The organism is Azonexus caeni (assembly GCF_048146105.1).
Taxonomy (GTDB): domain Bacteria; phylum Pseudomonadota; class Gammaproteobacteria; order Burkholderiales; family Rhodocyclaceae; genus Azonexus; species Azonexus aromaticus_B.
Genome location: NZ_JBKJAD010000001.1, coordinates 341,367 through 355,848 on the forward strand (window position 1 = coordinate 341,367; position 14,482 = coordinate 355,848).

A 14,482-nucleotide genomic window follows, 5' to 3' on the forward strand; every position below is an offset into this window, starting at 1 on the left:
ACGGGTGATCAGTGTTTCAGATAGTCGAGCAGCGCATACGCGGCGGCGGCCGGGGTCGTATATCCTGCTTCGACGGAACGGGTCAGCGCGGGCAGATTTTCCTGAACGCGCGGATGAAGGCGGAAATGCTGGCGCAGGCCGGCGTCGATCAGTTGCCACATCCAGGCCAGCGACTGGTGCTGGCGCTTGGCGGCGAACTCGCCGGTCGGCTTGAGCGCCGCCTGGTATTTCTCGACTTCGCCCCAGAAATCGGCGATGCCCTGCTTGTGCAGGGCAGACAGCGCGATCACCGGCGGTGCCCAGTTGGGCGAGGCCGGACGCAGCATGTGCAACGCATTGCGCCACTGGGCACGGACAACGGCGGTAGCCTGCTTGTCGATGTCGGCCTTGTTGATGACCACCATGTCGGCGATCTCGACGATGCCCTTCTTGATCGCCTGCAGGTCGTCGCCGGCATTCGGCAACTGCAGCAGGCAAAACATGTCGACCATGCCGGCGACCGTCGTTTCCGACTGGCCAACCCCCACGGTCTCGATGATGATTACGTCGTAGCCCGCCGCCTCGCAGAGCAGCATGGCTTCGCGCGTCTTCTCGGCGACGCCGCCGAGCGAACCGGCCGACGGACTGGGGCGGATGAAGGCTTCCTCGCGCTGCGAGAGCTGCTCCATGCGCGTCTTGTCGCCGAGGATGGAACCGCCAGAGACCGACGACGAAGGATCAACGGCGAGCACGGCGAGTTTCTTGCCCCGTTCGATCAGCCAGACGCCAAGGGCTTCGATGAAGGTCGACTTGCCCGCGCCGGGGACGCCGGAAATGCCGATCCTGATCGCCCCGCCAGTCTTCGGCAGCAGCGCGGTCAGCACTTGCTGCGCGCGCTGCTGGTGATCGGCGCGGGTCGATTCGATCAGCGTGATCGCCTTGGCAAGCGAACGACGCTGACCAGCCAGCACGCCATCTACCAGTTGCCGGTCGGCGTCGGAGAGAAGATTCGCCTTCACCGGCGCCTCGTCCAGTTTCATCCCGGCCTTAGCCGCGCGCCTTGCGGATTTCTTCCAGCACGCGCTTGGCCGAATCCTCGATCCGGGTGCCCGGGCCGAAGATCGCCTTGGCGCCGGCCGCGTACAGCGCATCGTAGTCCTGTGCCGGGATCACACCACCGGCGAAGACGATGATGTCGTCGGCGCCCTGATCCTTCAGGCACTGGATGATCTGCGGCACCAGCGTCTTGTGACCGGCGGCCAGCGACGAGCAGCCGATGGCGTGGACGTCGTTCTCGATCGCCTGGCGGGCGGCTTCTTCCGGAGTCTGGAAGAGCGGACCCATGTCGATGTCGAAGCCGAGGTCGGCGTAGGCCGTGGCGACGACCTTGGCGCCGCGGTCGTGGCCGTCCTGGCCGAGCTTGGCGATCATGATGCGCGGGCGACGGCCTTCTTCTTCGGCGAACCTGGCGACGTCGGCCTTGATCTGTTCCCAGCTTTCCTGACCTTCCACGACACCGCCGTAAACGCCCGAAATGGTCTGGTTGTTGGCGCGGAAACGGCCGAAGACCTTTTCCAGCGCATCCGACACCTCGCCGACCGTGGCGCGCAGGCGGATGGCCTTGACAGTCAGGTCGAGCAGGTTGCCTTCGCCGGTTTCGGCGGCCTTGGTCAGGGCGTCGAGCGCAGCGGTGACGGCGGCGCTGTCGCGGCTGGCGCGAATGCTCTTGAGACGGGTGATCTGCGCTTCTCGGACGGCGTGGTTGTCGATGTCAAGGATGTCGATCGCGTCTTCCTTGGCCAGCTTGTACTTGTTGACGCCGACGATGACGTCCTTGCCGGAGTCGATGCGTGCCTGCTTGTCGGCGGCGCAGGTTTCGACCTGCATCTTGGCCCAGCCGGATTCGACGGCCTTGGTCATGCCGCCCATCGCCTCGATTTCCTGGATGATGCCCCAGGCCTTGTCGGCCATGTCCTGGGTCAGCTTTTCCATCATGTAGGAACCGGCCCACGGGTCGATGACGTTGGTGATGTGTGTCTCTTCCTGGATGATCAACTGCGTGTTGCGGGCGATGCGGGCCGAGAACTCGGTCGGCAGCGCGATCGCTTCGTCGAGCGCGTTGGTGTGCAGCGACTGGGTGCCGCCGAAGACGGCCGCCATCGCTTCGATGGTGGTGCGGACGACGTTGTTGTACGGGTCCTGCTCGGTCAGTGACCAGCCGGAGGTCTGGCTGTGCGTGCGCAGCATCATCGACTTCGGGCTCTTGGCGTTGAAGCCGGACATGATGCGGTGCCACAACAGACGGGCGGCGCGCATCTTGGCGATTTCCAGATAGAAGTTCATGCCCACCGCCCAGAAGAAGGACAGGCGGCCGGCGAAGGTGTCAACGTCCATGCCCGAGGCGATGCCGGTGCGCACGTATTCCATGCCGTCGGCCAGCGTGAAGGCGAGTTCGATCGCCTGGTTGGCGCCGGCTTCCTGGATGTGATAACCCGAAATCGAGATCGAGTTGAACTTCGGCATGTTCTGCGCCGTGTAGGCGAAGATGTCGGCGATGATCTTCATCGACGGCTTGGGCGGATAGATGTAGGTGTTCCGCACCATGAATTCTTTGAGGATGTCGTTCTGGATCGTGCCGGACAGCTTGTCCTGCGACACGCCTTGTTCCTCGGCGGCGACGATGTAGCCGGCGAGGATGGGCAGCACGGCGCCGTTCATCGTCATCGACACGGAAATCTTGTCGAGCGGGATGCCGTCGAAGAGGATCTTCATGTCCTCGACCGAATCAATGGCCACGCCGGCCTTGCCGACGTCGCCGGTGACGCGGGCATTGTCCGAGTCATAGCCGCGGTGCGTGGCCAGGTCGAAGGCCACGGAAACGCCCTGGCCGCCGGCGGCAAGCGCCTTGCGGTAAAAGGCGTTGGAGGCTTCGGCGGTGGAGAAGCCGGCGTACTGGCGGATGGTCCACGGCTTGACCGCGTACATCGTCGGCTGCGGGCCGCGCAGGTAGGGCGCGACACCCGGCAGGGTGTCGGCAAACTCGAGGTTGTCGACATCCTTTTTCGTGTACAGCGCCTTGACCGCAAGGCCTTCGGGGGTATTCCACACCAGGTTGTTGACGTCGCCACCCGGGGACTGTTTGGCCGCGGCCTTTTCCCAGACATCCAGGTTGTTGGAATCAAAGAACTTTTCAGACATGAAACACCTCTCGCCGATTCGATTTTTTCGGGCCGATGATGCAGAATTCAAAATTCTACGCTTTCAGGGCCCAGCTTGACATGGTCAGCCCTGCATAATACTTTATCCATAATTACGGAGGCAAGCCGGCGACGTACCGGCCTGTCCGGCTCACAACTCTCGAGACAATGAACCGCATCGCTCCCACCGCGCTTTACCAGGAAGTCGCCGAACGTCTGCGACAACGCATCTACGCCCACGAACTGCCGCCAGGCACCTGGATCGACGAACAGAAGCTGGCCGAGCAGTATGGCATCTCGCGCACGCCCTTGCGCGAAGCCCTGAAAGTGCTTGCCTCGGAAGGCTTGGTCGAATTGAAGCCGCGTCGCGGTTGCTACGTCACCGAAATCTCCCGCCAGGATCTCGACGACATCTTTCCGCTGATTGCCCTCCTCGAAGGCCGCTGCGCGGCGGAGGCCGTGAAGCGGGCCAAGGCGGCGGATCTGACGGCGCTCCGGACGATCCACGAGAAGCTCGAAGCGGCGGCGCGCGACGCGCGCGTCGATGCCTTCTTCGAGGCCAATCAGGAATTCCACCGCAAGATCCAGGAGTTGTCCGGCAACCGCTGGCTGCTGTCGGTGATCCAGGATTTGCGCAAGGTGCTGAAGATGTCGCGCCTGCATTCCCTGTCACTGGAAGGTCGCCTGCAGCAGTCGCTGGAGGAGCACCGGGCAATCCTCGCCCGCATGCTGGCCGGTGATGCGACCGGCGCCGAGCGGCAGATGTACGAGCACTTGCTGTCCGGACGCGAGGCACTGGCCAGAATTGACGAGCAACCTGGGGGTGGCAAGGCCGCCTGAGCCGGGGCGGCGTTCAGTCGCCCAGTTGGCGCCAGAGTTTCTCGAACTGCGCCGAAAATTCCCCGAGCAGTCGCCGGTCGTTGCTGAGCACCAGATTTTCCTCGTTGTACTGGCCGGCGCTGCGCGTCCAGTTGTAGCTGCCGTTGAGCAGCTTTTCGCCGTCGAAGATGGCGAACTTGTGGTGCATGTGCGCCTCGGTGCGGTCGACGACGACGGCGATCCCGGCGTCGCGCAGGCGGGAGATGTCGCTGCCGGCGTCGTATTCCTTGTCGTTGTCGGTGACGATGCGGACCGCGACGCCGCGCCGGTGGGCGGCCAGGACTTCTTCGGCGATACGGTCGTCGGACAGCGTGAACACGCAGATGTCGATGCGCTGGCGGGCGTGGCGCAGGCAGCGCTGGATCGTCTGCAGGCAGTCGGTGCCGGGGCTGAAGCTGGCTTCCTGGACAATTTGCGCGCTCGGCAGGCGCTGGGCGTCGAGGCTGCGGACGACGCCTTCCAGCCATTTCAGCAGCGCCAGTTGCAGCGGGTCGGCAAGGCGTTCCCGAACCAGGTCGAAGGAATGGTTGCGCAGGCGGCGCAGGTCCTCGTCGCGCAGCGCGGCGGCATCCAGGGCGGCGGCCAGTGCGCGTTTCTCGTCGTCGCTCAGGCGGCCGTCGGCGATGCCGCCAGCGAGCAGAGCCAGGATGTCCTCGATGCTGATTGCCGCGCCGCTCATGGTTTGCTCCGGGGTTTGGGTTTTTCCGGCGGCGGGTTGCCGCCGGCTTCCTTGTCGAGCTTGTCGAGGTAGGTGCTGACTCGCTTCATCTCGTCCCACATCGAGTGGTCGAGGCGGATCTTGTGGTAGGTCGCGGTGACCAGCGGCAGCAGCACCTTTTCGTAGGCCTTGACCATGTCGCCGACGACGCCGGCGAATTGCGACAGGTCGCCGGGCTCGACATGGACGCTCGGCTTGACCGCGCGCAGCCCGGCTTCGATGCGGTCGAGGCCGTCGCCCAGGCGCTCGGCGAGCGCGCTGTCGGGCTTCAGGCCGTCGACGGCGCGGGCGACGTCGAGCAACGAGGCGGCGATGCGCGTGCCGGGGTCGCTGTCGTCGCCGCCCAGCTTGCGCTGGCGGACGAAGGCTTCCTTGATCGCGGTCCACCGTGTCTGTTCGTCGGCGCTCGGGGTGCCGAGCAGTTCAGCCAGCTTGAGCAGGTTTTCCTCGGCGCCGGTAGTCAGCGTCTGCGCTTCGCCGCGGTAATGGTCGCGCAGCAGGGCGTCGATCTCTTCGTCGCGCATGATCGCGGTGACCTTGCCGGCGAGCTTGGTCATGTTGCGGTAGCTGCCCTGCAGCTTGAACGGCGGCTCGCTGCGGTAAGCGTCCTTCTGCGCCGCCGACTCGATGTAGGCCAGGTTGACCTTGAGCAGCAGGTCGCGGATGCGGAACAGGCGTCGCATCAGGGCGACCAGCTCTTCCTGTTCGAGAGCGCTGTAGGGATGGCTGAAGGCGCTGCCGGGGATTTCCTCGCCTTCGGCGAGGCGGACCAGCAACTGGACATCCTTCGGATCGCGCGAGGCGAGCGGCAGCAGCGCCGGGTTGGCGGTCAGGCTGTTCTCGATGTAGGAGAGGGCGAACAGCGTTTCGCGGCCGTCGAGGACGTCGCCCAGGTTGTAGATGTCGGCGCGGTTGGCCAGCATGTCGGGAATCTTGAAGACGTCGCCGGACTCGGTGTAGGGGTTGCCGGCCATGACCACCGCGAAACGCTTGCCGCGCATGTCGTAGGTGCGCGCCTCGCCCTTCCAGACGCCTTCGATGCGCCGCGTGCCGTCGGCCAGGGCGATGAACTTCTGCAGGAACTCGGGGTTGGTGTGCTGGATGTCGTCTAGGTAGAGCATCACGTTGCTGCCCATGGCCAGGCCGAGGTTGAGCTTCTCCAGCTCCTGGCGGGCGGCGCCGCTGGTGGCGGCGGGGTCGAGGGCGGTGACCGAGTGGCCGAGCACCGGGCAGTTGATGCGGACGAAAACCAGGCCGAGACGGTCGGCGACGTACTCCATCAGCGTCGTCTTGCCGTAGCCGGGCGGCGAGATCAGCAGCAGCAGGCCCATGCGGTCGGTGCGGTTGCCGGCGCCGGCGGTGCCGAGCTGCTTGGCCAGGTTGTCGCCGAGCAGCGGCAGGTAGACTTCGTCGATCAGCCGGTTGCGGACGAAGGTCGACAGCGGCTTGGCCTGGAACTGGGCGAGCCCCAGGCGGGCCTTTTCGGCGGCGAGCAGTTCGTGGCGCAATTGGTGGAACTGCTCGAAGGCGGGGACGATACGGCTGCGGTGGTCGTGGAAGCGCTGCCAGAAATCGTTGAGGTTGAGCGCCAGGCGGCCGTCGACGATGCGTGGATGTTCGCTGCGCAGGCCGTCGATGCCGACCGCGAGGTCGGCGTTGATGCGCTGGCGCGGCAGGGCGACGGCCAGGCGGCCGGCGGCGTCGTCGATCCAGTCGGCGGCGCCGGCATGGTGCGCGGCGGCGAAGGCCGCCACCCAGGCGCGGACCAGTTGCCAGCGTTCGGCCGGTTCGGCGCTGTCGAGGTCGCGTTGCCAGTCGGCTAGCTGCTGCGTGCGTTCGAGCTCCTTCAACAGCGCGTCGGCAAGGTCGTCGGCCGGGCCGGCGATCACCCACTTGGCCTCACCGCGTTCGGCGGCCAGTTGGCGGATCAGGTAGGCCGCCGCCTGGGCGCAGAGGACCGGTAACTGTTCAGCGGCCTCCGCTGCCGTCGGCGGCGCGAATTCCCGGGCGAAGCGCAGCAGGGCCTGGGCGGTGGCGGCTTCGAGCCGGCCCAGGGCATCGCCGGCGGCGAAGCGCTGCTGCAGGTGTAGCGCGCTGCGCGCCTGGCGCAACAGCGCCTCGCGCTCGCCGACGAAGCAGCCGTGCTGCCAGTAGAGCAGCGCCAGCACGCGCTGTTGCGGACTCCAGGCGAGCAGCCCGGCTGCGTCCTGCATGCGGATCAGCGCGCCGAGCAGGCGGGCCGCATCGTCGTCGTGGATGCCTTTCTGGTAACCCTCGCGGTAGCGCTTCGCGGCGTGCTGGCGGACCAGCGCCGGCAAGGTCGGCGCGTCGCCGCTTGCCGCCTGGCGCAGTTCCGCCCAGCCCGGTCCGTCAGGCAGGCCGTTGAGGGCGGCGTGGAGCAGGCTGCCGGCGAGGTATTCGGCGCGCGCCAGCGCTGGCGTCTCGGACACCAGCGGCTGTTCCCAGAAGGCGCGGTAGGCGGCGAGACGGCTGTCGTCCACCGTATCGTAGTAATCGGTGCCGGTCAGGTGCCAGGCCAGCCCCTGTTCGCGCGGCAGCAGCGTCAGGTCGAGCGCCTGCTGGCTGACGGTGAAGGCGTGGCGGCCGAAGCGCAGCGTGTTGCCGTCGTCGCCGAGCAGTTCGCGGCGGTCGCGGACGCTGCGCAGGGCCTGGTCGCGGGCGGTCTTGATGCGGGTGTCGAGGTCGTCGGCGGCGACGCCGTCGCCGAGCGCGCGCAGGTCTTCGACCAGTTTCTGCAGTTTGCCGATCAGCGGGTCGGCGGCAAAGTAGCCATGAACTTCGGCAATTTCCTGGAACTTGGCGACGCGCCGGGGGATGCCGTCGAGGATGCGGGCGCCGGCTTCATTGAGCGAGCGGACGCGCCGCTGGCGGGCGTCGAGCAGGCTCTGGCGGCGCGCCGACAGGGCTTCATAGACGGCTTCGCGCTGGCTGGCGATGTCGGCGAGGAAGTTCTCCTGTTCGGCAAAGCGCCCTTCCAGTTCCTCCAGCCGGGCGAGTAGCCGGGTCAGCGCTTCGTCGCATTTCTCCGGGGTGTCGGCAAATTCCAGCGCGCTTTCGACGGTCTGGCCGAACAGCTTGAACTGGGCGCCGAATTCGGCGGCGGCTTCGGCGCTGCCCAGGTTGCGCCGGCGGTTGCGGGCTTCGGCGCGCAGACGGTTGGTCTCGGCGTAGAGCGCCGAGATGCGGTCGAGGATGTCGGTGCGCAGCACGGCGTCGCCGCCGGGCAGGCCGCCCAGTTGTTCGCTCAGCAGATCGAGGCCGGCGGCGACGGCGTCGAGCTCGCCGAGAATCTGCTCGAGCGCCTGGGCGGTCGCCGCCTGCGGGATGCGCGCCGCCAGGCCGTCGAGCAGCTGGCGCTGGCCGGCGAAGGCGTCGGCGGAGGCAAGGAATTGCATGGCGCGCTCGCCGACCCGGTTCTGCTCGTCGGCCAGCGCCTGATCCATCGCCTCGATCCGCGGCAGGTCGGCGTAGCGCAGTTCCTTCAGCGTCTGCAGGCGGCCGCGCCGTTCGCGCAGCAGGTTGAGGGCGCTGACGAATTCGTCCGAACTGCGCCACAGCATGCCGGCGATCCGGTTTACCAGTTCGCGCTGTTCGGCCTCGGCGGCAGCCAGTGCCTGCGCCGTCTCGCGGCGGATGCTGTCGACCTTCTCGAATTCGGCCAGGGTCAGGCGGGCGCCGTCGGCGATCGCCCGCAATTCGTCGCCGAGGCCGCCGGCTTCCGGCTCGGCGATCCAGAAATAGGCGTCCTGGGCGCGGCTGCACTGGCGGATCAGGTCTTCGTAGGCGGTGCGCGTCGGCACCTGTTCGCGTACGGCGCGGGCGATCGCGTTCAGTTCGGAGATGCCGCGCACCAGGTCGGCATTGCCGATGCGGCCGAAAAAGCCCTGGCCGGCGGCCTGCTTGCCGGCGTGTTCGTCGCTGCAGAACGGTGTCTGCCACAACTGCATCGGGTGCACCCGGGTCGGCTCGCCGCCGTCGGCCTGGAAGACCAGGATGCGGCCGTCCGGGAAGCGGGCGTAGCCGTTGCCGAGAATCGGCGCGCCGAGCGTCTTGTCGATCAGGTTGTAGGTGAACAGCGCGTAATGGCCGAGGCCGGGCTGGTAGAAGACATAGAGCACATCCTCGCCGTTCGGCGAGCGCAGGACGCGCTTGAAGCGCAGGTTGTCGAGCATCGTCTCCGGCAGTTCGAAGCGCTTGTGCTCGCCGGACTGCAGGTAGTAGCCACCAGGGAAGATGACGCCGTGGTCTTCCGGCAACTGGATGCAGGAGACGCCGATGGCGTCGATCCGGGTGACGCTCTGCGTGCGCGTGTTGTAGACCAGGTAGCGCACCGTCTGCTCGCGATACGGCTTGATGCGCAGCAGGATCAGCAGGCCGAGCCGGGCGTAGGCGACTTCGGCGTCGTCGAGCGACTGCGTCTTGTCGTCGACCGCTTCGCTGTAGATGCCGAGTCCGCTTTCGGTGTTGTTCTCGATCTTGACCGTCAGGTCGCCGCCGATGGTTTCGACGAAGACCGTGTCGAGAATGTTGATGTGCGGATGGCGACCGCCGACCTGGTCTTCGCGGCGGGTCGGCGTCCATTCGAAATCATGGCTCGGCGGCAGCGCCATGTCGCGCTCGCCGCGATTGTCGATGTAGCGCAGGCTGCCGTCGTTTTCCAGGCTCCAGCGGAAGACGCGCAGGTCGTGCAGTTGCTGGCCGATCTGGAAGGCGGCGAGCAGCTTGTCCTGGGTGACGCGCAACTGGGTCAGCGTCGCCTGCTTGTAATAGGCGTGCAGTTCGCGGAAATCGGAAACGAAGCGCTGGTCTTCGAGGAAGCTGCCGGCCAGCGGCAGCGCTTCCAGTTCGTCGCCGCCGCCCGTCTCGGCCAGCCGGTAGAGGGCGAAGACGTCGCCGACGGTGGTTTCCTTGCGCAGGCCGATGAAGACGTTGTAGCCGAAGAGCAGGCGGTCGCCGATGCGGACGATGTCGCGGGCGACGCAGTTGTTTTCGGTGCGGGCCCGGGTGCGCAGGATCAGCGACTGCTCGTTGCGGCCGAATTCGGCCACGCGCGCCGCGTTCAGCGCCTGGGTCCGGGTCAGCAGCGCGTCGCCGTGACCGGCGAGGCGTTTCTTCAGCAGCTCGTAACTGCCGCTGTCGCCGACCATCGCGTCGGTCGGGTCAGTCGTCGCGGTAGCCGGGATTTCAGGTGCAGGCGTATTCGTGGAAGCCATGGCGGGGCGCCCCTAGAGGTGGTTCACAGCGCTCCGCCCGGCGGCGGGCGGAGCGTTTCCGGAGAATCGCGCCGGTCGTCAGTCGGCGCGCTTGCCGATGCCGGCGAGCAGCGTGCGCAAGGCGGCCTGCTGTTCGGCGCTGCCGTCGCGCATGACCTTGGTCAGCAAGGCGGCGACCGAGAGGTTCTGCAGTTCGCCGGCCGAGCCGCCGAGGGCGCCGACGATGTCGCGGACGTCGCCGACCAGGTCGCGGTCGCCGCTCAGGTGGTCCTTGAGCGCGACTTGCAGCGTGCTGCTCTTGCCGATCGTCGCGTCGATGCCCTTGCCGATCGACAGCGCGTTGACGAAGCGGTCGAAGTAGTCGCCCTCGCCGCCGACGATGTCGATTTTGGCGTTGGCCAGCGCGGTGCCGAGCACTTCGGCCTGCTGGCGGGCGATCGAGGTCTGCGCGTCGATTGCCTTCAGGGTGGCGATCTGCGCGTTGTCGAGACGCATGCGGAATTCTTCGTGTTCGCGCGTCGCCGGGTTCATCGCCTGCATCGCCTCGAACTTCTCGCGCAGGCCCTTGGCTTCGGCCTGGAAGCGGGCTTCGACGACTTCCGCCTCGGCCTGGCCGGTCTTGGCGATGACCTCGGCGTCGGCGGCGCGCACCGTGACCTCGGCCAGGCCCAGCTTTTCCTTGCCCTGGGCTTCGGCTTCCAGCTTGGCGCGCAGCGCCTCGGCCTCGGCCAGACCGAACTTGCTGACCGCGTCGGCATCGGCCATCTTGACCTTGGCGGCGACCATGCCCTGCTTTTCCTCGGCGTCGGCGGTGACCATCATCACCTTGGCCTGGGCCAGGCCGGTGGCGGCGGCCAGTGCCTCGACGCCTTCGGCCTCGCGCTTCTTGGCTTCGGCTTCCTTCTCGGCCACCTTGAGGTGGGCTTCGGCCAGCGTCTGTTCCTCGGCCGCCTTGTGCCGCGCCTTGCGCTCCTGCGCTTCTGCCGCCTTGACTTCGAGGACCAGTTTTTCTTCCGCCTGGCCCTCGGCCAGGATGACGACCGATTTCTTGGTGCGGTCGGCCTCGGCGACGACGCGCACTTCCTTGATCGCCTCTTCCTGCTCGGCGACCGTGCGCTCGACGATCACCCGCTCGCGGATGACGTCGGCGATCGCCTTCTTCTGCACTTCGACGGCGCGGTCCTTGTCGATGCGCTGCAGGGTGACTTCCTTCTCGCGGTCGACGATTTCCAGTTCGCGGGCGCGGGTGACCTTTTCTTCCTCGACGGCGACCGCCCGTTTGCGGTTGTTTTCCGCGACTTCCTTTTCGCGCTGGGCGTTTTCCTGCTGCACGGCGATCGCCTGTTCGGAGAGCAGACGGGCCAGCTCGGCCTTGGTGTGTTCCTCGGCCTGGATCTTCGCCGTTTCCGCCTGTTCGCGGGCACGCACCGAGGCGACCTCGCGCTGCTGGCGCGACTGGGCGTCGGCCTGCTGGCGCTCCAGTTCGAGGAGCGCTTCCTGGGTTTCGACGTCCTTCTTCTTGATCTGCATTTCCTCGTTGCGGCGCAGTTCGTTGGTGCGCACGTGCTCGACGGCGGTCAGTTCGGTGATCTTCTTGATCCCCTGGGCGTCGAGGATGTTGTTGGTGTCGAGTTTCTGCAGCGGCGTTTGTTCCAGGTAGTCGATGGCGGCATCTTCGAGCACGTAACCGGAAAGATCGTCGCCGATCTGGCGCACGATCTCGTCGCGGAAACGGTCACGCGCCTGGTAGAGCTCGATGAAGTCCATCGCCTTGCCGACCGTCTTCAGCGCCTCGGAGAACTTCGCCGAGAACAGGTCTTCGAGGATTTCCGGGCTCGAGGCACGCTCGCAACCGATCCCCTGGGCCACCTTGAGGACGTCTTCGGCGGTCTTGTTCACGCGGACGAAGAACTTGACCTTGATGTCGGCGCGGATGTTGTCCCGGCAGATCAGGCCTTCGCTGCCCGAACGGTCGATCTCGATCGTCTTCAGCGAGATTTCCATCAGTTCGGCCTTGTGGATGATCGGATAGACCATGCGGCCGGTGAAGGTGACTTCGGGTTCGGCGCGCAGCGTGTTGACGATCATCGCGTAGCCCTGTTCGACCTTGTGATAGAACTTGGCGAACAGCGCAATCATGCCGAGGCTGAGCAACACCAGCACCGCGACGGCGATTATTACCGGCTCCATGGATTTCCCCTTGCTTGAGTTTGAGTGAATTGAAAAAGGATCAGTCGATGCGTTCGTCGGCAGCGATCAGGTAGCGGGCGCCGCTTGCGTCGTAGTCTAGGATGCGGGCAGTAGAACCCTTGCCCAGGGTGTTCGGCGTTTCCGCCCACACCCGGATATTGACCGGGGCGCCGCGGGTGGCCACTTCGGCGCGGCCGAACTTTTCGTCCACCGTCGCCGTCAGCACCTTGCATTCCTGACCGACCAGCGCCGCATTGGAGATCGCGCTGTGGGTGACGAACAAGCCGCGCAGCGGGCGGATTAGCCTGGCGGTGACGGGAATCGCCAGGGCCAGCGCGACCAGCATGACGGCCAGTCCGGCGATGCCGCGCAGCAGGCTGGTCGGCACCAGCGGCAGCAGCCACATCGCTGCCAGGCAGGTGACGGTCCACGAGACCAGCACGAGCAGGCTGAGGACGACCGAGAACGGTACGCCGTTCAGGCCCATGGCGACCAGATAGCTGGCCAGGTCGCCGATTTCGTCGACGTCGGCATCGGTGTGCAGTTCGGCCTCGATGACCGGGCCGGAGTCGATATCGACGATGCCGACCAGCGAGAGCAGCCAATAGACCAGGACGACGCCGAGCAGGACCGTGTAGATGACACTGGGGAAGGAGGTTGCGGCTTCGAGGAAACCGATCATGGCGTCGTTCTTTCTGTCCTGGCGTTGGCGAAGTCGATCAGTACGCGGGTCACCCTTTCCTTGATCGCCAGCCGGTCATCCGCCGCCAGCCCGTAGCGTTCGGCGAGCAGTGCGTAGTCGGCGGCGGTCAGCGAGACGGTCAGGCGCGGGCGCTTCGGCCGGCTGGCAGTGGGCAGGCCGAGCAGGTGGCGGATCTGGTCGGAGGTCGAGCGGTTTTCCTCGAAGGCAGCGCGGCGCACCGTTTCGAGCACCTTCTCCTCGACGTCGAAGGCCACCTGGACGGCCTTGATCGCCGCGTCCGAGCTTTGCCAGCGTGCCGGTTTGCGGGTGACGCTCATGCGTCGCCGGTCGGCTTTGCCTGGCGGGCGCGGATGCGCTCCATGACCTTGCGCTGGCGGTCGGCGTCCTGGCCGATGCCGGCCTCGGCGAGCTTGGTCGCCAGCGCCTTCTCGCCGAGTTCGCGGTCGAGCTGGTCGGCCGCCTGCATGCGGTCGGCCAGATGTTCGTGGCGCTGCTTGATGCGTTCCAGCGATTCGCGGGCGCTGGCCAGCCGCGAGCCGCTGCTGCCGATGTTGTCGGAGATCGACTGGGTCGCCTTATAGACGCTTTCGGTGGTCTTGGCGATGGCGATTTCCCGCTCATGTTCGCGGATCTTCGCTTCCGACGCCTTGATCAGCTCCTTCAGCTTGCTCACCTGGGCGGCGAACGAGGTCTGCGCCTTGCGCTGTTCCTCAAGCTCCAGTTCGATTGCCGCCACCTTGCCGGCGACTTCCTCGGCCAGCGCTTCCTGGGACTTCTCCAGGGCTTCCAGCGCCAGACCTTCGTAGCGCGCCATCTCGCCTTCCAGGCGGGTGACCGCCCGGGCACTCTGCATTTCCCTGGCCATCACGTCGGCCAGACTGCTGCGCGCTTCGAGGATGCTCTGCTTGGCGTCGATGATTTCCTGCTCGTAGATGCGCGTGGCGTTGGCATCGACGACGTTCTCGGCCAGTTCGCGGGCGCTGCCGCGCAACAGGGTCACCACTTTCTTGATCACGGACATGTTCGTCTCCTTCAGTGCAGAAATTCGGACAGGGCGTCCAGTGCATCGAGCGCGTTGTCGCTCAGGGCGGCGACGTCCTGGGCGATGTCCTCGCCGCGCGCGTCGCGCGCCAGGGCGCCGGACAGCACGTAGCGCTCGCCGATGCGGCCGAAAGACGAAAGCGGCACCGACGGGTTGAGGTCGAGCAGTGTTTCGAGCAGTTCGGTGCGGCGTTCCGGCAAGACCTCGCTGTCGCTCCACAGGTAGCACAGGCACAGGATCTGCGAATCCGAACAGGTGATGAAGATCGGCAGTTCTTCGCGCGTCTCGATGCTGACCTGGACCACCGGCACCGGTCCGGCAATCGGATGCAACTGTACCGCGAGGCCGCCCATCAGGCCGCCGACCAGCTTGTCCAGCCCTTCCAGCTTTTCCTTCAGTGTGTTTTCCATGTTGTCCTCGTTATGGTTCGTGTGGCATCCAGACTAGAAGTGGAGACATAAAATGTCAAGACATTTTATGTCGGACGGCGCATGTCGCTATGATATGACATTTGCCGGTGGTTCATGACGTGGGTGTGAC

General features: G+C 66.0%; 10 protein-coding genes. 1 reads left to right on the top strand and 9 read right to left on the bottom strand.

Features of this window, described 5'->3' with window-relative positions:
• Window positions 1–8: 8 nt before the first annotated feature.
• Together meaB and scpA are read right to left on the bottom strand one after the other, a co-directional pair.
• Window positions 9–1,019: a methylmalonyl Co-A mutase-associated GTPase MeaB gene (gene meaB / locus ACLIIZ_RS01495; protein WP_416690430.1), complete on the bottom strand. Its 1,011-nt coding sequence runs from the start codon at window positions 1,017–1,019 to the stop codon at window positions 9–11.
• A 7-nt stretch (window positions 1,020–1,026) separates the two neighbouring features.
• Window positions 1,027–3,177 carry a methylmalonyl-CoA mutase gene (scpA, locus tag ACLIIZ_RS01500; RefSeq protein WP_416690431.1) on the bottom strand — a complete coding sequence of 717 codons (2,151 nt, stop codon included), beginning with the start codon at window positions 3,175–3,177 and terminating at the stop codon, window positions 1,027–1,029.
• A 167-nt stretch (window positions 3,178–3,344) separates the two neighbouring features.
• Between scpA and ACLIIZ_RS01505 the strand changes: the two genes are divergently transcribed.
• Window positions 3,345–4,016, top strand: coding sequence for a GntR family transcriptional regulator (locus ACLIIZ_RS01505; RefSeq protein WP_416690432.1), 672 nt, complete (start codon window positions 3,345–3,347; stop codon window positions 4,014–4,016).
• Between the two features lie 13 nt (window positions 4,017–4,029).
• Here the strand turns inward: ACLIIZ_RS01505 and ACLIIZ_RS01510 are convergent, their stop codons facing one another.
• The 7 genes from ACLIIZ_RS01510 to ACLIIZ_RS01540 all read right to left on the bottom strand — a co-directional run bounded on the left by ACLIIZ_RS01510 (window position 4,030) and on the right by ACLIIZ_RS01540 (window position 14,352).
• Window positions 4,030–4,734, bottom strand: coding sequence for a phospholipase D-like domain-containing protein (locus ACLIIZ_RS01510; protein ID WP_416690433.1), 705 nt, complete (start codon window positions 4,732–4,734; stop codon window positions 4,030–4,032).
• Entirely contained in the window at window positions 4,731–10,007 is a 5,277-nt protein-coding gene (locus ACLIIZ_RS01515) for a DNA repair ATPase (protein ID WP_416690434.1), read from the bottom strand. The genes ACLIIZ_RS01510 and ACLIIZ_RS01515 overlap by 4 nt, the downstream gene beginning before the upstream one ends.
• A 78-nt stretch (window positions 10,008–10,085) precedes the next feature.
• Window positions 10,086–12,197 (bottom strand): flotillin family protein, encoded by a 2,112-nt coding sequence (locus tag ACLIIZ_RS01520; RefSeq protein WP_416690435.1) that lies wholly within the window; start codon window positions 12,195–12,197, stop codon window positions 10,086–10,088.
• A gap of 40 nt (window positions 12,198–12,237) precedes the next feature.
• The gene (locus ACLIIZ_RS01525) at window positions 12,238–12,879 is read right to left on the bottom strand and encodes a hypothetical protein (RefSeq protein WP_416690436.1); all 642 of its coding nucleotides are present in this window, start codon (window positions 12,877–12,879) and stop codon (window positions 12,238–12,240) included.
• Window positions 12,876–13,217 (bottom strand): hypothetical protein, encoded by a 342-nt coding sequence (locus ACLIIZ_RS01530; protein ID WP_416690437.1) that lies wholly within the window; start codon window positions 13,215–13,217, stop codon window positions 12,876–12,878. Before ACLIIZ_RS01530 ends, ACLIIZ_RS01525 begins: the two co-directional genes overlap by 4 nt.
• Window positions 13,214–13,921: a PspA/IM30 family protein gene (locus tag ACLIIZ_RS01535; RefSeq protein WP_416690438.1), complete on the bottom strand. Its 708-nt coding sequence runs from the start codon at window positions 13,919–13,921 to the stop codon at window positions 13,214–13,216. Before ACLIIZ_RS01535 ends, ACLIIZ_RS01530 begins: the two co-directional genes overlap by 4 nt.
• Window positions 13,922–13,932: 11 nt before the next feature.
• Window positions 13,933–14,352: a DUF2170 family protein gene (locus ACLIIZ_RS01540; RefSeq protein WP_416690439.1), complete on the bottom strand. Its 420-nt coding sequence runs from the start codon at window positions 14,350–14,352 to the stop codon at window positions 13,933–13,935.
• Between the last annotated feature and the right edge of the window lie 130 nt (window positions 14,353–14,482).

Bases quoted from the DNA above. Each gene is read 5' to 3' on its own strand.
- meaB (WP_416690430.1), bottom strand. From the start codon at position 1,019: ATGAAACTGGACGAGGCGCCGGTGAAGGCGAATCTTCTCTCCGACGCC.
- scpA (WP_416690431.1), bottom strand. From the start codon at position 3,177: ATGTCTGAAAAGTTCTTTGATTCCAACAACCTGGATGTCTGGGAAAAG.
- ACLIIZ_RS01505 (WP_416690432.1), top strand. From the start codon at position 3,345: ATGAACCGCATCGCTCCCACCGCGCTTTACCAGGAAGTCGCCGAACGT.
- ACLIIZ_RS01510 (WP_416690433.1), bottom strand. From the start codon at position 4,734: ATGAGCGGCGCGGCAATCAGCATCGAGGACATCCTGGCTCTGCTCGCT.
- ACLIIZ_RS01515 (WP_416690434.1), bottom strand. From the start codon at position 10,007: ATGGCTTCCACGAATACGCCTGCACCTGAAATCCCGGCTACCGCGACG.
- ACLIIZ_RS01520 (WP_416690435.1), bottom strand. From the start codon at position 12,197: ATGGAGCCGGTAATAATCGCCGTCGCGGTGCTGGTGTTGCTCAGCCTC.
- ACLIIZ_RS01525 (WP_416690436.1), bottom strand. From the start codon at position 12,879: ATGATCGGTTTCCTCGAAGCCGCAACCTCCTTCCCCAGTGTCATCTAC.
- ACLIIZ_RS01530 (WP_416690437.1), bottom strand. From the start codon at position 13,217: ATGAGCGTCACCCGCAAACCGGCACGCTGGCAAAGCTCGGACGCGGCG.
- ACLIIZ_RS01535 (WP_416690438.1), bottom strand. From the start codon at position 13,921: ATGTCCGTGATCAAGAAAGTGGTGACCCTGTTGCGCGGCAGCGCCCGC.
- ACLIIZ_RS01540 (WP_416690439.1), bottom strand. From the start codon at position 14,352: ATGGAAAACACACTGAAGGAAAAGCTGGAAGGGCTGGACAAGCTGGTC.